Genomic DNA, 23,958 nt, shown 5'->3' on the forward strand with positions numbered 1-23,958 from the left:
CCATAACCGTCGCGAGCTGCCCCCCGCGCAGCTCGGCGGCGTCGCAGACGAGGAGGCCCAGGCGCTCGCCGCGTTTGTGGCCCGGCCCGACGAGCCGGCGGCGCGCGCGCGCGGCCAGCGGCTCTGCCGGGCCGGTCTCGGCGAGCGGAGCGTCGTCATGCTCGCCCAGACGGCCCGCCACTTCTTCCTCAGCGACGCCCCCGAGCACCTACGCATCCCCGCGATCGACCTGATCGATCGTTACCAGGGTGAGATCATCTGCGGGTTCATCGAGGCCCACACAGCCATCACCCGCGAAGAGCAGGAGCAGATTCGATCAGCGATCCAGCGCGCGGCCAGCCGCTACGCCATTCACCTGGACGGCACCGCCGATATCGCCCGCGCGACCACATCTATCCTCGACCTCGACGAGCTGCTGCAGACCGCCGTCGATCTCTTCCACGAGCGGTTTGGCTTCGCCTACGTCGCGATCTTCCTCACCGACCCGGAGAGTCGCTGGGCCAGCCTCCAGTCCAGCGCCGGCGAGGCCGGCCATGCGCCGCTGCGCCCGGGCCACCGCCTGAGTATCGGCGGGGAGTCGCTGGTGGGCTGGTGCATCGCCCACGGCGAGTACCGCATCGCCCTCGATGTCGGCGCGGAGGCGATCAGCTTTGATATCCCCGTCCTGACCGACATCCACTCCGAGATGGTCATCCCGCTCAGCACGCGCGGCCGCGTTATTGGCGCCATGGCGCTTCAGAGCCGCCACAACGGCGCTTTTTTGGGGCAGGACCTCGCCGTGATCCAGACTACGACGGGCCAGCTCGCCAACGCGATCAGCAACGCCCGCATCTTCGGGGAGCATGAGCGCACCGCACAGGAGCTGCGCGAGGCCAGAGACGCCGCTGAGGCGGCGAACCGGGCCAAGAGCACCTTTTTGGCTAACATGAGCCACGAGCTGCGCACGCCGCTGACCGCGATCATCGGCTACAGCGAGCTGCTGCGCTACGACGCGAGGCAGCGGGGCTACCCCGAAATGATCGCGGATCTGGACAAGATCAACGCGGCCGGCCAGCAACTGCTGGCGATCATCAACGATATCCTCGACCTGTCGAAGATTGAGTCTGGTGAGACGCAGATCTTCACCGAGACCTTCGACCTCAGCGCGCTCCTGATCGAGGTGCAGGCGACGGCCGCCCCGCTGATCCAGAAGAACCATAACACCTTTGAGATCCAGCTCCCGGACACGATCGGCCTGATACACTCGGACATGACAAAGATCCGAAAGATCGTGCTCAACCTGCTGAGCAACGCCGCCAAGTTCACCGAGCATGGCCGGGTCTCCCTGCGCGCGCAGCGCGAGCTACGCGATGGCAGGGAGTGGGTCGCGATCAGTATCATCGATACCGGCATCGGTATCAGGCCCGAGATGATCGAGAAGCTGTTCCAGGATTTTACGCAGGCCGATGAGTCGCTAACCCGCAGACACGGCGGCACGGGGCTCGGCCTGGCGCTCAGCCAGCGGCTCTGCCAGCGGATCGGCGGCATGATCGACGTGACGAGCGAGTTCGGCGTCGGATCGACCTTCACCGCACACTTCCCGCAGTCTATGCCGTTCGTACACCGATACGATGAGCGTGCGCTAGGCACGTAGCGCGGCAGATACTTCTTTTGAGCCTGGCTGACCAGCACCAGCGTCGCATCAATCGTGCCATCGCTGCCGTGGTCGATGTGCAGCGTGATCGCCCCGCTGCCGTCCCACGCGCGATAGTTAACCGTGTCGTATCATGGCAGCAGGCAGCCGTACCCTGTCTGTTAGGACACCGAGCCATGAACCGAGCGACCGTTGAGCTTCAGCCCGTCACCGATGCCACGTTCAGCGACCTGAACGAGAATCTGGTGCGCGAACATATCACCACGGCCGTGCGGCGTCGCGCCTACAAGGACTCGACCGACCCGCGCACCTACCTGCTACAGCACCACTGCCTCGTCGAGGTGGGCGAGCAGCTCATCCCCACCGTGCTCGGCATCCTGACCTTCGCCCGCGACCCTAACCTCTGGCTACCCCATGCCGGCATCGACGTGATTCAGTTCGCCAGCCCGCTGCCGAACTCGACGAAGATGCTGCTCTCGCGACAGGTGCGCGGCGATGTGGTGAGCCTGATCGACCAGGCGGCCGAGCTGCTCTGGGCGCGCACCGAGCACCGGATCACCCTGCGCGGCACCCGCAGGGCCGAGCTCGACGCCTACCCGCTGGTCGTACTCCGCGAGCTTACGGCAAATGCGGTGCTGCACCGCGACTGGGGCATCACCGGCTCGCGCATTCGCATCCAGATCTTCCCCGACCGGATCGAGTGGATCAGCCCCGGAGGGTTTCCGGGCCGGCGCAAGACCATATCGTTCGAGACGCTCCTCAACGAGCACCAGCTGCGCAACCACTACCTGGCCCAGCTGCTCTACCTCTCTGAGCGGCTAGAGGCATTCGGGCTCGGCTACGACTCGGTGGCTGAGGCCATGCGCGATGCGCCCCGCACGCCTGTTGTGACAAGCAGGCCCGAGCAGTTCAGCGTCTGCGTCTGGGGGAAAGACCTCCCTGGGGAACATCGCGTGATCACTCCGATCAAGATGAGCGAGCGGCAGAAGAGCATCCTTAGCCTCCTCGCCAACCCCGCCACGCAGACAGTGCAGTCCTTGGCCGAAGCCCTCGAGGAGACACCGCGCACCATCCAGCGCGACCTCCGCGGCCTCCTAGAGGCTGGCATGATCATCGCAGAGGGACATACGCGGAGTCGGCGCTATCGCGTCACGCGCGACCCGAACAACGCGTAGGTAAAAAAATCGCATCAGGACGGGCTATTCTCGGCCCCGAGCCCCCATACGCCACGGGGCTGGTCATGTCGCAAAACCGCGCCGCAGCGAGCAGACCGGCTCGTGATCGATGGCGTTTTAGCCCTTTACAATGAGCTAAAACGCTTACGGGCTGGCACGTATTTCACAGAATGTCGCGAAAGGGCCAGATGTCGCGAAACGCTTTTCGCCGATTCAGAGCTTTTGCGCATCCAGACGCAGAGAATAGCGTATCGACTACGTCTCCCAGATGAGGCGTCAATGTCGCGAAATGCCTTTTGCGACATTGCATGCGCCCGAAACTGTCGCGAATATGGCGCGAAAAAGTATTGAGTTGCGCCATCTGTTCTGATAAAATTATGCGCTAAAGGGTGATGTAGCGGAAGGGTCTCACCCTCCGCAAATGCCCCATCCGCCCGATCCACCTTGATAAGAAAAAGGCTGGGCCGCGCAGCGTCAACTGCACGGCCCAGCCAAAAAGGACAAGGAAGGAAGACCAGACTACGAGCGCCCGTCTCGGATTCCCAACCATTCGAGCACTCGTGGAACCTCTCACATCTGTAAGGCAATGGCAATGGCAATGGCAATAGAGATAGAGAGAGAATTCTGTTGCCATAGTAGCATCCGAACGATCTCCTTGTCAATACCTTGACCGGGGAGCCTAATGTTGTGTTGCCATAAATAGGCAACGCCAGGAGCGACGAGCATGTCTGTAGCAGCCTACACGCCACAAACACCTCAGCGAGAATCTCGCGTCGCCGCCGACTCGCCGGCGACCTATGTTCCGCTGCCGCGCCGCCTGATGGAAGATCTGCGCAACGCACCCGTCGCCCTTGGCGCGTATGCGCTGCTGGCGCGCCGCTACCAGATCAGCGCCGCGCCAACCCCGCTCTCGCCGGGCGATCTTCAGCTCTACGACCCCGCCCTCAGCTACGGCGCGGCGCGGCGCGCGCTCGACCGCCTCGTCGACACCGGCTACGCAGTTGTCACCGACAGCTCCGGTCGTAAAACCAGCTATCTGCCCAGCTGGGGGAAAGTGGACGCCGCCCCGCGCCCATGGGATCGTACGGTGCCGGGCTGGGGGCGGCCTCGTCACATCGCCGCCGTCCGCCTTGACGACCGCCTGCTCGATGTCTGTATGGGACGCCTGCGCCCCCACCCAGACCACCCAGCCGTGATCGAGCGCTATGTCGCCGCCCCGCTCATCAGCCTCCGCACCATCGGGACCTATGCCCTGGCCCTTGCGGGCATTCCCATCCGCAGCACCACACTTGCCACCCTCGGCCTGTGCGATGCGACGGGACGGCCACTCCCGCTCCCCGATGACGCCACCATCCTTGCTGCCGCATCCCAACGCGCGGCGACCGATGCCGCCAGCGGCCTCACCCCCGCTGGCTGGCAGCACGCAGGCTTCACATTGCGCACCCCGGCACCTCCAAGGGGCCAAGCACTTTTTTTCGCGCCCGACGGGGGGAGCATGTTCGAGGGGGAGATCGGTCACCTGTCCGGGGACATGATCGGGGACATGATCGGGGACATGATCGGCATGTCCTGTAGTGATGAGATCGAGAATAGCCGACTAGAATGCGTCAAAACACCTCCCATCGAGCCGCCCGCGAGATCACATGGATCTACAGAATCAGACGGAGCTAACCTAACCACCACCACCCAGCCAGACACGCGTGCAGCAACAGCCGTAGATGGTGGTGGTGGAGAAATACGTACATCAGAGCCCCGGCCCGATCAGCCGCCGCCGCAGAACGAGAGCGTACGTCTGCTGCGCGCCATCGGCGTACGCGCCGACGTCGCCGCCACATTTGCGAACCGACCAGGTGATCACATCCACAACGTGATTGCCAAGGCGCGCGCACAGCAGGGCGTGCGCGACCTCGCCGCGTGGGTCGTCAGTGCGCTTCGTGCGCTCCCCGCCGCCGAGGAGATCATGCCCCCTCCCCCGAAAGTCTCCGAGCGGGCGATCCTCTTCCACTCAGGCATCTCTGGCTATGACCGCCAGCGCTGGCTGGCCATCTTCCGCAGCGCCGACCTCGCAGATCGTCCGGCCATCCTCGCCCGCTTCCATGCGCAGCACCCCGAAGAGGAATCGCATGTCAATACCGCCTAGCCCGCCCTTCGATCTCGCCGCCGAGCGTGCGACACTAGGGGCCATCCTCCTGGAGCGTGATGCCATTGTCGTTGTCGCCTCGTTCCTAACCCCGGCGCACTTTTACCTGGAGCGGCACGCCCAGATCTTTCAGGCCATGCTGACTTGCTACCAGCGGCGTGAGCCCCCCGATCTCACGACAGTCGCCGCCGAGCTGCGGCGGCAGGAGCAGCTTGAGCTCGTGGGCGGCATGTCCGCGATTGGCGAGCTTGCGGCGGAGGTTCCGACGGCGGTGCATATCGAGTACTACGCCCGCATCATCGAGCGCACCGCCGTCGGTCGAGCGCTGATCGAGGCCGCCGGGCAGATCGCGGGCCTGGGCTACGACGACAGCCGCCCGATCGAGGATCGCTTAGACGCGGCGGCTCAGCATATCTACCAGCTGGCTGCAAAGCGCCAGATCGGCCAGGACTTTGTCGCGCTCTCCCAGATTGTCAGCGAGTACTTTGATACGATCCAGGATACCGCTGACGAAGGCGATCTGCTCGGGCTGGGCACGGGTTACCCAGATCTGGACATCATCAGCCAGGGGATGAAGCCGGGCGAGCTGGTGGTGCTTGCGGCCCGCCCTGGGGTGGGTAAGACCGCAATGGCGCTCTGTATCGCCCGCTATGTGGCCCTACGCGGGCACCGGGTCGGCATCTTTTCAATGGAGATGGATCGTGAGCTTCTGGCGCAGCGGCTCGTGGCGATGGAGCTGGGGCTCGCCACGCCGCATGCGCTGCGGCTGCTGCGGCGTGGCGACCAGACGGCGATCAACGCGCTGGCGCGGGTGTCTGAGCTACCGATCCATATTGACCACACGCCTTCGCTGAACGTCATGGCCATCCGTGATCGGGCGCGGCGCCTGTCCAGCGAGCGGCGGATAGACCTCTGGATTGTTGACTACCTCCAGCTGGCCCAGGGGCCGAGCGAGCGCGACGATGAGGTGCGGCGGATCACGGCGGTCTCGCAGGGGCTGACCAGCCTCGCCCGCGAGCTGCGCACGCCGGTGCTGGCGCTCTCGCAGCTCTCGCGAGCGGTAGAGGGGCGCGCGGAGCACATCCCCATGCTCTCCGACCTGCGGGGCTCGGGTAGCATTGAGCAGGATGCCTCACAGGTCTGGTTCATCTACCGGGACGAGCTGTATAACCGCCAGACGGAGTATCCCGGTATGGCCGAGATCCACGTGGCGAAGCATCGCAACGGAGAGACGGGGATGGCAACGCTGCGCTTTGATCGTGCGACCACCCAGTTTCGTAGCCTGAGCAGCCGCCAGATATCGTCCGTACGCTGAGCAGGATGTGATGATGTCTTCGTACCGCTTGTGCTTGCACGTTCGTTCGCCTTCTCATATAATGTCCCACATCGGACAAGCATCTAAGATAGAGTGGCCTATGCTCACCACACGTCAGGCCGCCGAGCGCCTCGGAGTCACACAGCGCCAAGTGCGTCGCTTTGTGGTTGCCGGGCAGCTCGTCGCACAGCAGATCGGCGACTACCCCACCGCCCCTTGGGTGATCACCGAGGAGAGCCTGAATTGCCTGATCGTCGCTCGCACACACGACCCGCCGCGCAAGGGGCGCCGGTCCGATGCCGCCGCTATGGAGAGGAATCGCCAATGACCGTGCTTGCCGTTGCGATCCAGAAGGGTGGTACTGGGAAGACGACGACTACGCTCTCGCTCGGCGTGGAGCTCGGGCGTATGGGGCGGCGCGTGCTGCTGATTGACATCGACCCGCAGAGTAACCTCACCCAGGCGGTTGGACATGACCCGACCCAGATCGAGCACTCCGTCTATGAGGTGCTGCTCAACCCTACCTACGGGCCGGAATTCGCCACGATACCCACGAGCTACGGTGTTGACCTTGTCCCTGCGACTCTGACGCTGGCTGGTGCCGAGCTGACGCTGGCTGGACGTTTTGGGCGCGAGCTGTTGCTCCGCACAGCGCTCGCCGAGGCCCGCAAGGAGTACGACTACATCCTGATTGACAGCCCGCCGTCGCTCGGGGTCTTCACCGTCAACGCGCTCACTGCTGCCGATGCGGTGCTGGTGCCGCTCCAGGCCCACGTCTTCGCCCTCAAGGCAATGCCGCAGCTCGAGGAGACGATCAGCATTGTGCGCCAGCTCAACCCGATGCTCTCCATCGGCGGCATCGTGGTGACGATGGTTGACCGTCGAACCAGCGTCAATATGGTGGTCGAAGATACGATTCGCCAGCAGTATGGCGATCTTGTCTTCCAGACAACCGTCCCCTTCAATGTGAAGCTCGTGGAGGCGCCCGCCACAGGCCAGCCGATTAGCATCTACGCTGGCGATAGCAGCGGGGCGCGGGCCTACCGCGATCTGGCGCAGGAGGTTGTCGCCCGCTATGAGCAGTAATAAGAGTCGCCTCAAGGGGATCCTCGCTGGCGGCGAGCCTGAGCCTCCGGCAAAGCCTATCCAGAAGGGCGTGCCCTTTCAGGTCTCGACCGTTGTCACAGCGGCAGAGCCAGATTTCCAAGGATCGATAGGTGAGCTGAGCGTGCCGCTCCAGGACATCGCACGCCGGTATGTGGGTGCCCGTCGTCGAAGTGGCGAGGCGCTGTTGGATGCCGCACGTTGGTTGACCGAGGCGCGCAACACCGCCGTACATGGCGAGTGGCAGATCTTTCTCGATGCCACCGTGACGAGCGCGGACAGCGCTGAGCGGTTGCTGAACATCCATAGTATGGCGATGCAGAACCCGCAGTTCGCTGACGCGGTTACGCGCAACTGGTTGGGTCAGTCGGCCGCCGCGCTGCTCGCCCGACCCTCCACGCCACCTGATGTTGTCGCCGACGTGCTCGGCCAGGCGGCGGCCCCGAGCGTCGAGGATGTGCGTGGTGCGATCGCACGATCACGCGGATCGCGCAGGGGTAAGGGGGCGGGGCAAAATCCGCAAATTGCGGATTTTGCCCCGCCCCAAAATCCGCAATTTGCGGATTTTGCGAGCCGCGGGGCTGAGCGTCAATCGGAGACAGCCGATACGGGCGAGGCTGCTGCGCGTCTCAGGGCAGATGACGCAGCGGATCTATCAGCAGCAGATTTGGCGCTTGAGGTGCTGCGCGAGACGACGCGCGCCATTGAGGGCCTTTGGGATCTGGCCCCAAGCCTCGCCGGCTCCCAGGAGGGCCGCTCGCTGATCGAGCGGATGAAGCTGGCGCTTCATGAGCTTGAGGATCGCGTGCTGTAGCGAGTATAGGTACTGAGCGGTGCATGCTGTACACCGCGCGGTACCTTAGAGTACCGCGCGGTGTACAGCATGCACCGCTCAGCACTCCATGATATGAGGAGCCCGCATGTCCGTGCCGAAGCCACATCCCCCGCCCCCAAGCCCGCGGGAGCAGCTACCCATCACGCTGTTTGAGAGCGTTGTACTCGCCGTCCGCGCCGACGACGCACGCATCTACCTGAGCCTGCGCGACCTCTGTGACGCGCTGGGCCTCGCGGTGAACCCGCAGCGCCGGCGCATCGTCCTTGATGAGTCGCTCCTTCTGGTGCAGTTTCGGGTGCTCAGCGGCGGGCAGTTCCGCGCCATCGACTTCTTGCTGCTAGAGGATGTCTCTGTCTGGCTGCTGAGCGTGCAGCGGCGCCGCGTTACGGAAAAGGCCCAGGAGCGATTCTCCTACGTGAAGGCCTACCTCGTCACGGCGGTCCAGCGCGCCTTCGCAGAGCTCACGGGACTACCTGCCACCTCAAGTAGCGACATCGAAGATCTCGGCGAGCTGGATCGCATCGATAGGGCGTTTACCCAGATCACTGAGCTGACGCGCCGCCAGGATGTCATTGAGCAGAGCCAGGATCGCGCACGTGGCGCCTACCGCGATCTGCGCACGATCCTCAGCGATCTCCGTGATCGGATGCGGGCGCTAGAGCAGCGGCTCGAATCAACGCTCAGCCCGTCCCAGCGGGGGACAATCTATCACATGGTGCAGCGCTGGGGGACGGCCCGCGCCGAGCATGGGAAGAGCCTCGCGCCCGGCGTTGCGATCCGCAAGAGCTGGTCAGAGCTCAACGAGGCATTCAACGTCGGCACCTACACGGATCTGCCGGCAGCCCGTTATGATGAGATTGTGGGCTATATTAAGGACCAGTACCGCGCCGTGACGGGGCGCGATCTGGAGGCGGTTGAGCAGGCCGGCCTTGAGATGGGGGGCGGCGATGGGAGATGAGCGACTCGAGGCGCGGGTAGGCCGCAGGCTGCGCGAGGCGCGGAGCGGCGCCCGCCGCCCGTGACACCAGGCGCATCCGGCGGCCCGCATGACCTGCCCACCGCAACGTCGTGACCGGTGCACGAATGTGTCTTGATAACTTGAGCCACTATAAAGAGGGCACGATGACTGATTCACCGATAGAACACCCGCTGGGGCAACCCGACACGAACACAGACCAGATTCTCGGCGAGACGACGGGTGATGTCGTGGTGTTTCACCGCACCCACGGATTCATTCGCGCCCCCGGCTTCGGCTCGGTCTTCGTCCACGTCTCTAACCTTGAGGAGGGGCGTGAGCGGCTGGAGCCAGGACAGCGCGTCCACGTGCGTATCAGGAAGGGGAGACGCGGCCGCTATGCTGATCAGGTGCGGGTGCTCCACGAGGGCTCAACTGAGATGCCATCGGCACCAACCACGCCGCCCGCCAGCCCAATGCAAGATATCGTGCTCACCATCGCCAGGCGCCTCGGCGAGCGCGAGTCGGAGCCGATCAACCTGATCCGCCGGCTAGTTAAACACCTCGGCCCGGATGTGGCGTGGACGGTCCTCGATGAGACGGAGCAGCTTGAGGCGCAGGGCGGCATGCTCCTCCCTAATAAGTCTCGCCGCCGGACACCTGGCGGTGTGTTCTTCGCTCTAGCCAGAGATCGGCTCACCCCTGAAGATCGGGCAAATCTCTTCCCGAAGAAGCCATGGAAGGTGCGGCGCACACGGCCCGCCAAGGAACAGACAGAGCAGCCACAGCAGCCGCAGCCTGCGCCGCAGCCCATCACGTGGGAAATGCGCGGGCCACTGATCGATGAGGCACGAGTAGGACAAGGAAGGGCGACAACAGTGAAAGTAACGGTTATTGGCCGGCCAGAGTCTATAGTCGAGCGTGGCAACACGGTGATTCTTATGCTCACCCACCGTGGCCCGCTGCCATCGCTGCCTAAAGGCGTCCCCACCCCGGCGGAGGTGCCGACAACAAGCTACGTCGTGTATGTGGCAGCCAAGCAGTGGCGCGGGGTGGCCGAGCCTATCAAGGATCCGGAGGACAGCTTGATCATTGAAGGGACACAGGTCTGGGACGCCGAGCAGCAGGTGATCGCGGTCTACACCACAAAGATCGGGACGAAGCTCATGCAGCGCGCCAAGCGGCCCGCTCCGCCCGCCGAGCCGCCGCCGCAATCGTAGGCGTAGGGCGTACGGTACCCTCTACGCACAAGGAGGGGCGGCTCACGAGCCGCCCCTCCTTGTGCGTAGGGTTCACCCGACCGGGCCTTTGCTAGGCAGGTTTAATCGGTCAAGGTCATCGCTACCCGCATGGTGTATCGTCAGGCGCTTGCTGATCCTGCTCCCGTGCGGCCCTGGCTTCCTGGAAAAGCTGCGCCCACACTGCGGCGGCGCGCATCTGATCGGCAAGCGATGGCGTGCGTTGACGGGGAGCCGCGACGCAGCAGATGCGGCGCATCATCGGGGCGTCAGCAGAGGTCTCACTAGTAGGCGAAGTGGTGGGCGTTGCATCATCCATCATTGCGTCCCTCCGCGATACCGTTCTCCGCTGATTCCGCTGCGGAGGTAGGCTCGCCTGACCCTGGCACACGCCGTGCTTGGGGGGGCGTCGCCGCATCCGCACGTGTGTACTTGTAGTACGTATTGCGCGAGATCCCGACGATCTCACAGATCTCGCGGATGCTGTATCCAGCATCCTTCTTCAGCGCCAGCGCCGCTTTCTGCTTCTTCTGGTCGACGCCTTTCGGACGCCCGCCGTGCCTGCCTCTGGCCCGTGCCGCCGCCAACCCTGCGTTGGTTCGCTCCCTGATCAGATCGCGCTCAAACGCGGCCAGTGACGCGAAGATGTGAAAGATCAGCTTCCCGCCAGAGGTCGTCGTATCCATCTGCTCCTGCAAGCTCGTGAATCCCACGCCGCGCGCGTAGAGATCCTGCACAATCTCCACGAGGTGTGGGAGTGAGCGACCCAGCCGGTCGAGCTTCCATACCACGAGCGTATCGCCCGACCGACATGCGCTCAGCGCTGCGGTCAGCCCCGGTCGATCCACGCGGGCGCCACTCACCGTGTCGCTAAATAGGCGCTCGCACCCTGCGGCATGGAGCGCATCATGTTGGAGATGCAGGTTCTGGTCGGATGTTGAAACGCGGGCATAGCCGATCCGCATGGCCTGGCCTCCTCCGTATGCCGCCGGCGGGCATGGATCACACGAAACCCATCTGCGCTACCTTCGGCTGGTACGTAGATATGATAGACCAGTTTTATGGTATGCGCCTGTGGGGCGATAGGCTCCACAGGCGGGTGTTCCCGCGTGTCAGCAATAATACCAGAGAAACGGTCGTTTTTCTGCACATCGCTCACGCCTGGTGGGTGACCAGCACATATCTTCGAGGGGCGTCCGCATGCTCAAGCAGCAGCAGATGCAGTGGACGCCTGAAGGCGCACACCTGCTGCCCCAAGTCCGCGTGCAGGTGATCCATGAGGATTGGGGAGCACATTCCGTCGTTGGTGGCCTGCCCCCGACGTTTTAGGGCTCTCCATGGACGCTGGCAAGCACCTCAGAGATCTCGCGCATCAACGTCTGATTGCTGACCGGCTTGGCCAGGTAGCGGGTTGCTCCCGCCGCCAGTAGACGCTCACGGTCGCCCGACATCGCGAGCGCCGTCACCGCGATGATCGGCGTGGCGGCGACGGAGGCATCCGCTCGCACCTGCCGGATCACGCCCATTCCGTCCAGATCAGGGATCTGGATATCGAGCAGCACGATGGTGGGGCGCTGTGCCCGGATCAGCGCCAGCGCCTCGGCCCCCGTGCGAGCAATGATGACCGTGCAGCCCAGGTGAGCGAGCTGTGCGATGTACAGCTCCAGGGTCGGCTCGTGGTCCTCGACCACCAGCACGCGCGGGGGTGTCGCCCATGCCTCGTGCGCCTTCGGCCTGGCTGCTGTCGGCGCACGAGGCCTATCGTTGTCGTCCTCAGACCAGGGGAGCGTGACGGTGAAGCGGCTTCCCGCGCCAGGGGAGCTCGTGACCTGCACACTGCCCCCGTGTAGCGCGGTGAGGCGTTGGACCAGGGTGAGCCCAAGCCCGATCCCTTCGTACGCGCGTGACAGCCGCCCGTCCACCTGGGTGAAGGGATGGAACAGCCGCTCCATGTCCTCTGCGGCGATCCCGATCCCGGTGTCCCTCACGATAAACCTGATGCACTCCTGGTCGGCGTCTGCTTCGACATCCAGCTCCACCGTCCCCTTCGCTGGCGTAAACTTCACCGCGTTGTCCAGCAGGTTGACCAGGATCTGGGTCAGACGCCGCTCGTCCGCCCGCACCCCCACCACCCCGAACGCCACAGACTGCATCAGCCGCAGATTCTTCTTCCGGGCGGGCTCGGCGACCAGCTGCAGCGCCGTCTGACAGAGGTGCATGATGGAGACGGGCTCTGTAATTAGCGGTGTGACGCCCGCATCAATGCGGGTCAGGTCGAGGATGTCCGATAGAATGCCGAGCAGGTGCCGCCCGCTCTGGAGGACCTGCGCCAATGCCTGCTGCTGCTGCGCGCTGATGGGGCCGTACAGATTCTCCTGGAGCCCCTCAGAGATGCCCAGCACGGCGGTGAGCGGGGTGCGCAGCTCGTGGCTCATCATGGCCAGGAACTCGTCCTTGAGCCGCAGCGCCCGGGTGAGCTTGGCGTTGGTGCGGCTCAGCTCCTCGGCGTGCGCCTGCACCGCTGCCTCGGCCCGCGTGCGCTCGGCAATCTCTTGCTGAAGCTGGAGGTTGGCCCGCTGGAGCTCTGCGGTACGTGCGTCCACCTGTGCTTCCAGGTGATCCTGGTGGTGCTGGAGCTCAGACTCGACCCTCACGCGCTCCGCAATCTCTTGCTGGAGCAGGGTGTTCTGCCGTTCGAGGCGCTGTTGCATGAAGTGGATGTGCAGCTGGACCTCGACTCTGGCGACCACCTCCTCTGGCTGAAACGGCTTGCTGATGTAATCCACGCCCCCCGCGTTGAAGGCGTGTACTTTATCGAAGATCTCGTTGCCCGCGCTGATAAAGAGGACTGGGATATCGCTCGTCCGCTCGTCCGCTTTCAGCTGACGGCATGTCGCGTAGCCATCCAGCTGTGGCATCTGGACATCGAGCAGTATCAGGTCAGGGGGGGAGGCGCGGGCTGTGGCCAGAGCCGCCGTGCCGTCGGGCGTTTGCCGCACCTCATGTCCGCACTCGGTTAAGATCTCGACGAGCAGGCGGAGATCGTCGCGATTGTCGTCAGCGACAAGCAGATTGCCCTTCACCGGCGGCATAGGGTACCTTTACGTATTGCGACGCGGTGGATGCTCGGCGGGGCCTGCGGCCCCGCCGAGCATCCACCGCGTCAGGCGACCTGGGGGGGCGTCGGGTGCGGCGCGGGCGGATCGCTGTCCGGCAGGCCCGCCAGGGGCAGCGTGAAGGAGAAGGTCGAGCCAACGCCCGGCGTGCTTTCAAGCCAGAGGTGCCCACCGTGCATCTCGACCAGGCGCTTGCTGATCGGCAGCCCCAGCCCGGTGCCCTGCTGCTCGGGCTGGCTGTCGTCCTGGATCTGGCGGAACTCCTCGAAGACCAGCGTCTGGTGCTCGGGCGCGATGCCCGCGCCCGTGTCCTGCACATCGACCTGCAGCATCTGGCCGTCGCTGCTGGCCCGGACGGTGATCCCGCCCTGCTGCGTGAACTTGGCGGCGTTGGATAGCAGGTTGAGCAGCACCTGGCGGATGCGCGTCTTGTCGATGCGCACCGTCGGCAGCGCCTCCGGCGCGATCAGGTCCAGGCGCAGCTCCTTGTCCTTGGTCAGCCCGATCGCGGTCGCCATGACGCCGTGCAGCAGCGGCAGCACGGCGACCTCATCGCGGTGCAGGTCGATCTTGCCGGCCTCGATCTTCGAGAGGTCGAGGATGTCGTTGATCAGGCCCAGCAGGTGCTCGGCGTTGACCAGCACGCGCTGCTGCAGCTCCACCTGGCGCTCGCTGAGCGTGCCGTAGCGCTCCTTCGAGAGGAAGCGGGTGAAGTTGAGGATGGCGTTGAGCGGCGTGCGCAGCTCGTGGCTCATGTTCGCCAGGAACTTGGTCTTGAGGTCGTTGGCCCGCTCGGCGACCTCCTTGGCCTTGGCCAGATCGCGGGTGCGCTCGACGACCTTGGCCTCCAGGCGCGCGTAGCTGTGGGCGTTGTCGAGCGACATCGCCATCTGCGCCGACAGCATCGTGAGCAGCTCGACCCGATCCGCGGTAAACGCGCCCGCCGCCAGGTTGTTCTCCAGGTAGAGGATGCCGCTCACCTGGCCCTGGTTGAGCAGCGGGGCGCAGAGGACAGACTTCGCCTGGCGCTGCTGGATGACCGGGTCGCCGGTGAAGGCTCCCGTATGCGCGGCGTCGTTCAGCACCACGCGCTCGCGGGTGCGGGCCACATAGTGTACCAGGCCGGGCGACACCCCCGCGCTGTCCGGCGGCTCGCCCTCAGGGAGGATGATGATGTCGGGCGCGTCCACCTCACCGTAGGCGGCCACCCCCCAGCCGTCGCCGCGCGCAAGCAGCAGCGCCCCGCGCTGGGCTCCGGCGTTCTCGATCACGATGCGGATCATGCGGTCGAGCAGGCGCGGCAGCGCAATCTCACCAGCGATCGCCTGCGAGGCCTTGATCACGCTGCCCAGGTCGAGCGGCGCGCCCGAGGTCGTGCTACTGACGGTGTGGCTGGTCGTGTACGGCCCGGCCCGGTGCCCCGCGCCGTCTGGAGCCAGCCAGTGGGCGTGGCGCTGCTCCAGCTGTGCCGCCTTGGCGTCTGCCCCCCAGCGCAGGTAGCCGGCGTGGGCCGCCTGCATATGCGCCTGGGCCAACTGCTCCTTGCCGCGCTCCTGGTAGAAGCCTGCGGCCAGCTCGTTGGCCAGGGCCGCCTCGCGCAGAAAGCCGTGGGTGCGCGCGCCGGCGATGGCCCGGTCATAGGCTTCCATGGCCTCCCAGGCCTGGCCGAAGACGCGCTGGCGCTCGGCCTCGACCAGCTCCCATGCGTGCTGCCAGTTCATGGGCGCGTGCTGGGCCCAGCCCGCCACCTTCGCCTGGTTGGCCTCGACCTGCGCCTGAACCTCCTCCGCGTCGCCGTGGCCGACGCGGTAGGCCGCGATGCGGGCCAGCGAGTCGTAGACGACGAAGAGCGGCACGTAGGGGAAGCCGGCCACGGCATCCAGATACTGCTCGGCCTGGGCGGAGTCCTCCACCGCCTGCGCGTATGCGCCGAAGTGGTAGTTCAGCAGCTGCTTGTGGCTGTGCAGGACAAACAGGCCCATGCGGTCATTCGCCGCAATGTGCTGGGGCAGCATGGCATGCTCGTCATAGTAGTCGCCCTGGAGGTTGGTCGTCGCGGCCCGCCCCTCGATCAGGTCGTGCATCGCCTGGCGCAGCATCTGGCTGTACTGGAATGAGGTCATCTGCCGGGTTCGGTAGATCGTCTCGTTCAGCGCGACCGTCTCGGCGCGCAGCTGGGCGAGGTCCTTCTCGATGCCGAGCACATAGATGAACCCCGAATACATCACCGCCGCGTAGCCGGCGAACTGGTAGTCGCCGGTCTCCAGCCCGCTAAAGTGGGCCGTGCGGATCGGCAGCAGCGAGTCGCGGATCGGCGCCTTCCAGTGGTTGACGAAGGCGTAGACGATTGACTCGACCTTGCACTCGAACTCTTTCGCCTGCAGCCGGCGCTGCAGATCCACCGCGAGCTGACCAAACTGATGCCCGGTCTCGATGTCGCCGAACACACCGCAGAGCAGGTGGGCGCAGCAGGCGTAGCTGTGGCTTGAGATCGCGGTGTTCCCATACTGGATCGAGAGGCTCACCTCGGTGAAGGTGAGAACCACGTAGAGCGCGGGCGAGCAGATGAAGGACGCCGGGAGCACGTTCGAGCAGATGCGCATGGCAGCGAGCTGGGTGGGGTCGCTCATCGGCGGCAGATCGCCCAGGGTTGTGATCCCCTGCGCCTGCCAGGCCGCCTGCGCCCCCATCAGCGCCGCGCCGATGTCGGCCGGGCCAGGCTCATCCGGGAGATCTACCCCCAGCTGGCGCAGCACGCGCAGCCCCAGCTGGACGCACTCCACGAGCTGGTTCTGCGCCAGCATGGTCTGGAGCATGACCTCGTACACTTTGATCTGGTCGAGGACCGAGTGCGCTTCGGCGAGCACCACCGCCCCCAGCTGCTCCATTGTGGCAAAGTCGCCGCAGAGGTAGGCGGCCTCGGCCGCGGCCTCGGTCAGCCGCAGTGTCAGCTCGTAGTCGTGCCGCCAGCCATCTGCGTCCAGCAGGTTAAGTCCAGTGGTGAAGAAGGCTCGCGCCACCGGGAAGGCCGCCGCCGCACGGGCCTTCTGCCCGGCCCGCAGGTTGAGCCGGGCGAGCGCATCGCGCTCGGACTGCTCAGTCAGCAGCGCGCGGCCCTGGTTGAGCTGGTACACGATGTCGAAGAGCCGTGCCTCGCGCATCGCCTCCGGGGTGTGCTCCAGCAGCAGCCGCCCGATGCGCAGGTGGGTGGCCTGGCGATCGCTCTCCGCGAGCAGCGAGTATGCCGCCTGCTGTACCTGGTCGTGCAGGAAGTGGTAGGTCGGCCCGGCCTGCGCCGTGCCCTGTTGCGCCACCTCCGCGCTAGTCACGGAGCGGAATTGGTATCGCTCGCTGGTGGGCAGTACCAGCCCCATCTGCAGCGCGTGCCAAAAGTCAGCGCCGACCGCGTCCGCCGGGCGCCCCGCCGCCAGGGCCAGCGTCGCCAGGTCGAACTGGCCACCGATGCAGGCCGCTAGCGCCAGCAGCGCCTGGGTCTCCGGCGGGAGCTTCTGCAGCTGCTGGGCCAGAAAGGCCACCGCATCGTCGGTGAGGGCGAAGGCCCGCACCTGCGCCAGGTCGGTCTCCCAGCGGCCGGCCGCCGTATCGAAGGTGATCAGGTGCTCCACGTGGAGCACCTGCAGAAGCTGGGTGGTGAAGAAGGGGTTGCCCTGGGTCTTCTGGTAGAGCAGGTTGGTAAAAGGCTGCGCCAGATCGGTGGGGCAGGCCAGCGTATCGGCGATCAGCTGGTTGGCCTCATCCCGGCTGAGCGGCTGCAGTTCCAGGCTGGTGATGGTTGCCCCAGCCTGGCGGATATCGGCGATAGTCATCATCAGCGGGTGCGCCGGGCCGACCTCGGCGTCGCGGTAGGCCCCGATCAGCAGCAGCGAGCCGGTGTCCGCCTCACTCAGCAGGAGCTGGAGCAGGCTCAGCGAGGCCGCGTCGGCCCACTGGAGGTCGTCGAGGAAGATTGCCAGCGGGTGCTCCGGCCGCGCGAGGGCGCGGACGAAGCCGCGCAGGAGGAACTCGAGGCGGCTCTGGGCCTCCTTACCCTCCAGGGGCGGGGCATCAGGCTGGGGGCCGAGTACCAGCTCCAGGTTGGGGATGAGCGCGATGAGCACGCTCGCGCTGTCGCCCAGGGCCGCCTGGATCGTGGCCTGCCAGGCGGCCAGGCGCTCCGCGCTCTCGGTCAGCAGATGGGCGATCAGGTCGGTGAACACCTGCGCCCAGGCCCGGTAGGGCACGGTGCGCTGGAGCTGATCGAACTTGCCGCCCACAAAGAAGCCGCGCCGCGCGGTCACCGACCGGTGGATCTCGTGGACCAGCACCGTCTTCCCGATGCCGGGCGGCCCGGACACCAGCAGCAGCTCACGGCCGCCGTCGGCGGCCCGCGCGAAGGCCGCCACCAGCTGCGTGACATCGGCATCGCGGCCGTAGAGCGCCTGCGGGATCTGGAATCGCTCGGCGCGGTCGTGCAGGCCCGGCACAAAGCCGGCCAGATCCTCGGGCATACCCAGGTGCTCGCGGCAGTAGGCGAGGTCGGCGCGGAGGCCCTGGGCCGACTGGTAGCGATCATCCGCGCTCTTGGCGAGCAGCTTCATGATGACTGCCGCGACGGCGGGCGGGAGCTGCGGGTTCAGCTGCTGCGGCGGCTGGGGCTGGCGCGCCAGGTGGGCGTGGACCAGCTCGAGGGGGTCCTCGCTGCGAAACGGGCGCCGGCCGGTGGCGAGCTCGTAGAGCGTCACCCCCAGCGAGTAGAGGTCGGTGCGGTAGTCCACTGGCCGGTTCATACGCCCGCTCTGCTCGGGCGAGAGGTAGGCCAGGGTGCCCTCCAGGGTGGCCGGGCTCTGGAAGCCAACCTCCTCGCGGCGCAGGCGGGTGGCCAGGCTGAAGTCGATCAGCTTGAGCTCGCCTGTGGCCGGGTTGTAGACGATGTTGGCCGGGTTGATATCCTTGTGGATGACCGCAGCCTGGTGGACCTGGCCGATGCTGGCGGCGATGGCGATGGCGATATCGAGGAACTGCTCGATGTGGAGCCGCCCGGCCAGGCCGAGCTGGCTCAGCGCCGTCCCGCCAAAGTCCTCCAGCACCAGCATCGGCCGGCGGTCGACCAGCTCCATGCGGTAGCAGCGAATGACCTCCGGGACGTCGAGGGCGCGCAGAATCGCGTACTCGCGCTGAAAGCGGTCCAGATCCTCCGGCGAGGGGCGAGGGTCGGCGAGGAGCTTGAGAATGACCGGGCGGTTGTCGCGGTCGCTGTGGGCGCGGTAGATAGCGCAGTGGGTGTGTTCCGCAACCTGCTCAATGAGGCGGTAGCCGCTGATGTGATGCATAGATGCGTGCTCCTGCTGGTGCGCGTACGGATAGTCTGCGGGCGGGCCCTGAACTCTACCATACCGATGGGCGGGCCCTAGCGCGGCTCCCATACCGGCTCATCGCGCAGGATGCGCTCGATCTGCGCGGGAAAACGATCGGCGTTGAGCGGCTTGCCGATGAAGCCGTCGAACCCAGAGTCGTGCGCGCGCTGGATATCGTCGGGGAGCACGTTGGCGGTGATCGCGACGACTTTTGTCTCCTGAAGCCGCGGGTGGCTTCGGATCTGCTTGAGCACCGTGTAGCCGTCCTCATAGGGGATCTGTATATCCAGCAGGATCAGGTCGACCTCCAGCGTGGGCTGGCTGGCGATCAGCTTGAAGAGCTGGTAGCCAGAGGCGCGGCTGTTGGCGTAGCGCACGTTCAGCTCCGCGTTGAGCAGGTCCATAACAATGAAGAGGTTGTCCGGGTTATCTTCGACGACGATCACTGCGGCTGTCGTAGGTTCACAGGCCATAGAGGCCCCTTTTTGAGATGAGACAAGGTTTCAGGTTACTTTACAGTTTGATGCCGTGCATGGCGTTCTACGACACCACATCTGCAATCTGCAATCTGAAGCCTTGCCTGAGTGCAAATACATCAACTCTTTCCACAGTGTAGCAGCGAGCACGAGCCACGTATAGTGCTTTTGTGTGTCATTTGTGATGTAGAAATGGGTATCACTTACGAGAGAGGGTTGGACGATGACGCGCGCCGTGATGAAGAACTTCTACGGCCCGTAGCGTACCACCAGGGAGGCGCTCAGGTGCGCCGCCCCGCACCTGCATCTGGGGCTGGCTCTGGTCGCGCACGAGCAGGGCGATGCGCCGGCCAGGAGCGCGCCGACGGACATCTCCAGGATGCGCTGGCGCTGCTCGTCCGGCTGCTCGGGGCGGCGGATGCCGGGGGCCGTCGGCAGCGCGATCGAGATCTTGATTATGCAGGCGCTGACTCTCTAGGCTGCAGGCGATCCGGTTTCGGCCATAGACGCGCATGATCGCGCCATGGCCCGCGCCGAGCCTGAGGGCTATGTCCGCATCTTTGTCGACGAGGGGCTCAGCAACCAGGAGCTTGCCGCGCGGCTATACCTCTGGTATATGTGGACGTGGCCAGAGCTGTCGGCGGCGAGCCGGCCATGATCTCGCGATGGCCGGTAGTCGGCAGGCCCAAGGCAACGTCGATGATCACACCGGGGCCGCGCTTCTCGATGCTCAATGGTTAGCTTTGGAGGTTATTTGCCGCGAGCAGGCCGACCACCATCTGGCCAACCCGTCGCGCGGCGACTCGCACCCAGCCCAGCTGCGCCGGCCCCTCGACGACCACGACCATGGCCATGTCTGTGGCGATGTGGAAGAGGAACAGGCTATGGGTATCGTGCTCTTGGACGATGCCCACGTTCGATGAGGCCGATCCGAGCAGGCCGCTTAGGGCGAGGCGTGCGATCAGGCTCGCGGCGCTAAGCGTCGCCACGCCATCAGTGTCGATCTCGTTCATCCGGCTCCATGAGCTTATGGGGGCGCCGCTCATGTCGGTGATGATTACGAGTGTTGCTCCGACCTCGTAGCCCAGCTTGCCGAGCAGCCGGGAGACGTGTTGGCGCTGCCCGGCCGAGATCGACCGGGCAGCGGTAGCACTGCTGATGGTTGGGTGCGACGCCTCATCGCTCGTGGGTCTGCGGACTAGGCTGAGCATAGCGTCCCTTTCAGGGATTGCGGCGGCGGAACCGCATGGCTGTGACGGAGATGGTCGCCTGCGTGTGGCGGGCATCACCTCGGACGCAGACAAGGTGCCATACTCATAGTACGCGCGCGTCTCGGCGAGGTCTATGCTATGTCTGTATCAACTGTGGTGAGTTTGCGTGAGGGTGAAGCCCTCTCTGGCCCTCTCTTTAGCTATCGTCGTCAGAGCCGCCCGTGGGCATCGACACAACAAAGCCGACGGCGGTCGCACGATCCAGGTGCGTCTTAATCTTCCCGAGCAGCCGGGGCAGATCGATCGGCTTGGTGTCATAGTCGTCGCAGCCGACCGCGAGGCAGCGCGTCCGATCCTCGGTGAGCGCATAGGCGGTGAGGGCGATCACCGGGATATGGCAGGTTGCGGAGGACGACTTCAGACGATAGGTTGCCTGCCAGCCGTTGAGGATGGGCAGCCCCATATCCATGATGATCAGATCGGGCTGCTGATCCCTGGCCGCCGAGAGCGCCTTAGCCCCGTCGGGCGCGGTGATGACCTCGTACCCGTGGATGCTGAGCAGCCGCTCGAGCATATCGCAGTTTGTCTTATCATCTTCGACGATCAGAATCTTAGTCATTGGGAATCTCCGTCGTATGCTTCAAAGAAGCGCCGATGTGCGCCGCGAAGTAGCTATGCATCTGTCGGGGCAGATCATCGAGAGTGTGGGCGCCATTGGTTAGGATCTGACGAGCCGAGCGCTTGAGCTGGGCGCGTTCCGCCCCGCTCAAATCGCTGGCTGCCATGATGATTATCGGGCATGCGATGCTGCCGGGGCGCGTGCGCAGCGTGCTGATCATCTGTACCCCGTCCATGTCAGGCATCAGCAGGTCGATCACGATCGCGGCGGGGTGGTGGACGGTGATCGCGCTGAGCGCCTCGCGCGCGCTCTCGGCGACGACGGCCCGCCAGCCCTCGCCCTCCAGCGCGCGCAGGTACAGGTCGGCGGTCGCGGAGTCATCCTCGACAACCAGGATGTACCCGGACGTTGGCGTGGGCGCGGGGAGCCAGCGCAGCGCCGCCGCGATCGTGGCCTGATCGCACGGGTTGGTGATGAAGTCGGCCACGCCAAGGGTAAGCCCGCGCTGCCGCTGGTTGTCGATGCTGATCATCACGACCGGAATGGGGGCGAGCGCAGGGTCGGCCTTCAGAGTCGCCAGCACGTGCCAGGCGTCCATGTCGGGAATGAGCAGGTTGAGCAAGATCAGCTCGGGTAGCACGTCGCGGGCCAGCTCGACGCCCCCGGCACCGCTGGCGGCGTGGACGACACAAGCGTGCTCGGGGCCGATCGCGCGCGCGATCAGGCTGCCCACCGCCGGGTCGCCGTCGATCACCAGCACCAGGTTCTCGCTGACAATCGGCACCGGCTCCTCGGGCGCAGCCTCTGCGACGGCGGGTGCGGCGGCCAGACTGACGAGAGGCTCCAGCTGCGCGGCGGGCTCGGTGGGCGCGATGGCGGGCAGCCGCATGGTGAAGGTCGATCCCACGCCAAAGATGCTCTCCACCGTGATGTCGCCGCCGAGCAGATGGCAGAGCCGCTGGCTGAGGGCCAGCCCGAGCCCGGTGCCGCTATACCTTCGGTTCAGCGAGTCGTCGATCTGCGAGAACGGCTTGAACAGCTTCGGCATCTGGTCGGCGGCGATGCCGATCCCTGTGTCGGCGACCACAAATGTGACCCAGTCGGCATCACCGTCCCGCTCCTGCGCCACGCTAAGCCAGATCGTCCCCGCCTCGGTGAACTTGGCGGCGTTGCCGAGCAGGTTCAGCAGCGCCTGGCGCACCTTGAGCGGGTCGGTGTACATCATCGCCATGTGCGTGGGGCAGCTGATCTGGAGCGTGCTCCCGTTCTGCTCGATCAGCGGCTTGACCGTCGAGACGACGCTGTGGATGAGGTAGGGGACATCGACACGCTCGGCGGAGAGCTGGAGCCGGCCCGCCTCGATCCGCGAGAGGTCGAGCACATCGTTGATCAGCGTGAGCAGATGCCGCCCCGCATCGTAGATGTGGTGCAGATCCGTCGCGACGCTGCGGTAGTCGTCGGCGGCCACCAGGTGCTCCATCAGCTGGCTGTAGCCGATGATCGCGGTGAGGGGAGTGCGCAGCTCGTGGCTGATCACCGAGAGGAAGGAGCTCTTGGCCTGGCTCGCGGCCTCGGCGATATCCCGCTCTTTGGTGAGCTCAAGCTCCACGCGCTGATGCTCGATGATCTGGGCAGTGTGCTCCATCAGCGCCCGCTCGCGGTCGCGAAGGTTCATCACCATCTGGCGCAGGGCGAGCTGGAGGTGGCCGACCTCATCGACCCCGCTGGTGTCAATGTCCTGATCGAGCTGGCCCGCGCCAATTGCGGTGGCCACGCCGGCCAGGGCGCGCACCGGCCGCACGATCTGGATGTGGAAGAGCCAGCTCACCAGGATCGCCACCAGGCCGATAACGCCGAATCCGATCGGGGCCGCGTTGCGCGCCGCCCGCACCGGCGCCTCAGCCTCCCGCGCGCCCGCACTCATCGCCTGGGCGGTCTGCATGCTGTGCTGCGCGATCAGGTCGTCGAGATCGACCTCCATCTGCTCCAGCGCATCGATCTGCGAGGCGGCGATCGTCGCGTCGTGGTCGTCCACCAGTAGCGCGGCCTCGGCCAGTAATGCCTCGGCCCTGCCCAGCAGCACGAGCCGCCGCGCGCGCAGCTGGGCAAACAGCGGGTCGGCATCGCCATCCTCGATCTGCGCTAGGGCGTCCATCGCCTGTCGCGCGAGCGCGACCTGCTCCTGGGCGATGGCCAGCTCATCGGGCGAGCGGTCGTAGAACACCCGTGAGATGTCAGCGGTTGCACGCAGCATGCGTAGCTCGAACTGCCCGTCGAGGGTGACCTGTGGCAGCACCGTGCGCGTCAGATGGCTCAGCGCCTCAGATGTGATCGTGATCCCGTACACCGCCTGGGCGGCGATCAGCGTGAGGAAGGCGAGAAAGACGCCGACCCCGATCATCACCTTACCGGTTATGCTGTGTGCCATCGCCGCACCTACGCCTCGCTGCTGCCAGGCAAACGGGTACGCACCGCGCCGCCCTAAGGGCTCATAAAAGAATAACGTCCCTCAGGCTGATTCAGCGGCCTTCGTAACCGTAGCCGGGGCCTTCAGGCCCCCGGCACCCGCCCGGCGGCTGAAGCCGCGGGCTACTGGTACAAAGCCCGCTACGCAGGCTGAGGGGTGAAAGGCAATACCGCAGAAGTCACGCTGTCCCCCAGGAAGCCACATCCCCATGTCACCCTGAGCGAAGCGAAGGGTCTTCCCACCACGGTCAATGGTGTCATTCTGAGCACAGCGAGAAATGATACCATCGACCGCGTGACTTCTGCGGTACTGTGGTGAAA

18 protein-coding genes are annotated in these 23,958 nt (G+C 65.4%); 11 read left to right on the forward strand and 7 right to left on the reverse strand.

Going from position 1 to position 23,958, the window contains the following annotated elements; all coding sequences use genetic code 11:
- From K2Z83_RS23105 to K2Z83_RS23145, 9 genes are all read left to right on the forward strand, one after another.
- Window positions 1–1,633: GAF domain-containing protein (locus K2Z83_RS23105; RefSeq protein WP_220597536.1), on the forward strand; the 1,633-nt coding region annotated here is incomplete at its 5' end.
- A 176-nt stretch (window positions 1,634–1,809) separates the two neighbouring features.
- On the forward strand, window positions 1,810–2,808 hold the full coding sequence (locus K2Z83_RS23110; RefSeq protein ID WP_220597537.1) for an ATP-binding protein: 999 nt from the start codon (window positions 1,810–1,812) through the stop codon (window positions 2,806–2,808).
- Between the two features lie 724 nt (window positions 2,809–3,532).
- Window positions 3,533–4,948, forward strand: a complete 1,416-nt coding sequence (locus tag K2Z83_RS23115) for a hypothetical protein (RefSeq protein ID WP_220597538.1) — start codon at window positions 3,533–3,535, stop codon at window positions 4,946–4,948.
- Window positions 4,932–6,263, forward strand: coding sequence for a replicative DNA helicase (gene dnaB / locus K2Z83_RS23120; RefSeq protein ID WP_220597539.1), 1,332 nt, complete (start codon window positions 4,932–4,934; stop codon window positions 6,261–6,263). Before K2Z83_RS23115 ends, dnaB begins: the two co-directional genes overlap by 17 nt.
- 100 nt (window positions 6,264–6,363) lie before the next feature.
- On the forward strand, window positions 6,364–6,591 hold the full coding sequence (locus K2Z83_RS23125; protein ID WP_220597540.1) for a helix-turn-helix domain-containing protein: 228 nt from the start codon (window positions 6,364–6,366) through the stop codon (window positions 6,589–6,591).
- Window positions 6,588–7,349: a ParA family protein gene (locus tag K2Z83_RS23130; protein WP_220597541.1), complete on the forward strand. Its 762-nt coding sequence runs from the start codon at window positions 6,588–6,590 to the stop codon at window positions 7,347–7,349. The genes K2Z83_RS23125 and K2Z83_RS23130 overlap by 4 nt, the downstream gene beginning before the upstream one ends.
- On the forward strand, window positions 7,339–8,181 hold the full coding sequence (locus K2Z83_RS23135; protein WP_220597542.1) for a hypothetical protein: 843 nt from the start codon (window positions 7,339–7,341) through the stop codon (window positions 8,179–8,181). The genes K2Z83_RS23130 and K2Z83_RS23135 overlap by 11 nt, the downstream gene beginning before the upstream one ends.
- Window positions 8,182–8,287: 106 nt before the next feature.
- Window positions 8,288–9,160 (forward strand): phage antirepressor N-terminal domain-containing protein, encoded by an 873-nt coding sequence (locus K2Z83_RS23140; RefSeq protein ID WP_220597543.1) that lies wholly within the window; start codon window positions 8,288–8,290, stop codon window positions 9,158–9,160.
- 164 nt (window positions 9,161–9,324) lie between these two features.
- Window positions 9,325–10,377 (forward strand): cold shock domain-containing protein, encoded by a 1,053-nt coding sequence (locus K2Z83_RS23145; RefSeq protein ID WP_220597544.1) that lies wholly within the window; start codon window positions 9,325–9,327, stop codon window positions 10,375–10,377.
- 329 nt (window positions 10,378–10,706) lie between these two features.
- Here K2Z83_RS23145 and K2Z83_RS23150 read toward each other — a convergent pair whose 3' ends face one another.
- On the reverse strand, window positions 10,707–11,360 hold the full coding sequence (locus tag K2Z83_RS23150; RefSeq protein WP_220597545.1) for a recombinase family protein: 654 nt from the start codon (window positions 11,358–11,360) through the stop codon (window positions 10,707–10,709).
- Window positions 11,361–11,595: 235 nt separating this feature from the next.
- On the opposite strand from K2Z83_RS23150, the gene K2Z83_RS29360 reads away from it, so the two are divergent.
- Window positions 11,596–11,724 (forward strand): hypothetical protein, encoded by a 129-nt coding sequence (locus tag K2Z83_RS29360; RefSeq protein ID WP_255604439.1) that lies wholly within the window; start codon window positions 11,596–11,598, stop codon window positions 11,722–11,724.
- Here the strand turns inward: K2Z83_RS29360 and K2Z83_RS23155 are convergent.
- From K2Z83_RS23155 to K2Z83_RS23165, 3 genes are all read right to left on the reverse strand, one after another.
- Entirely contained in the window at window positions 11,721–13,487 is a 1,767-nt protein-coding gene (locus tag K2Z83_RS23155; protein WP_220597546.1) for a response regulator, read from the reverse strand. The genes K2Z83_RS29360 and K2Z83_RS23155 overlap by 4 nt on opposite strands.
- A gap of 71 nt (window positions 13,488–13,558) precedes the next feature.
- Window positions 13,559–18,841 (reverse strand): AAA family ATPase, encoded by a 5,283-nt coding sequence (locus K2Z83_RS23160; RefSeq protein WP_220597547.1) that lies wholly within the window; start codon window positions 18,839–18,841, stop codon window positions 13,559–13,561.
- Between the two features lie 77 nt (window positions 18,842–18,918).
- A complete protein-coding gene (locus tag K2Z83_RS23165) occupies window positions 18,919–19,338 on the reverse strand; it encodes a response regulator (protein ID WP_220597548.1) in 420 nt (139 codons plus the stop codon).
- A 526-nt stretch (window positions 19,339–19,864) separates the two neighbouring features.
- Here K2Z83_RS23165 and K2Z83_RS29365 point away from each other — a divergent pair.
- Complete coding sequence (locus K2Z83_RS29365) at window positions 19,865–19,999, forward strand: hypothetical protein (protein ID WP_255604435.1); 135 nt, start codon at window positions 19,865–19,867, stop codon at window positions 19,997–19,999.
- A gap of 79 nt (window positions 20,000–20,078) precedes the next feature.
- On the opposite strand, the gene K2Z83_RS23170 is transcribed toward K2Z83_RS29365, so the two are convergent.
- The 3 genes from K2Z83_RS23170 to K2Z83_RS23180 all read right to left on the reverse strand — a co-directional run bounded on the left by K2Z83_RS23170 (window position 20,079) and on the right by K2Z83_RS23180 (window position 23,599).
- Window positions 20,079–20,354 (reverse strand): hypothetical protein, encoded by a 276-nt coding sequence (locus K2Z83_RS23170; protein WP_220597549.1) that lies wholly within the window; start codon window positions 20,352–20,354, stop codon window positions 20,079–20,081.
- A 394-nt stretch (window positions 20,355–20,748) separates the two neighbouring features.
- Window positions 20,749–21,171, reverse strand: a complete 423-nt coding sequence (locus K2Z83_RS23175) for a response regulator (RefSeq protein ID WP_220597550.1) — start codon at window positions 21,169–21,171, stop codon at window positions 20,749–20,751.
- The gene (locus K2Z83_RS23180) at window positions 21,164–23,599 is read right to left on the reverse strand and encodes an ATP-binding protein (protein ID WP_220597551.1); all 2,436 of its coding nucleotides are present in this window, start codon (window positions 23,597–23,599) and stop codon (window positions 21,164–21,166) included. The genes K2Z83_RS23175 and K2Z83_RS23180 overlap by 8 nt, the downstream gene beginning before the upstream one ends.
- Between the last annotated feature and the right edge of the window lie 359 nt (window positions 23,600–23,958).

It is taken from the genome of Oscillochloris sp. ZM17-4, from assembly GCF_019599295.1.
Taxonomy (GTDB): Bacteria; Chloroflexota; Chloroflexia; order Chloroflexales; family Chloroflexaceae; genus Oscillochloris.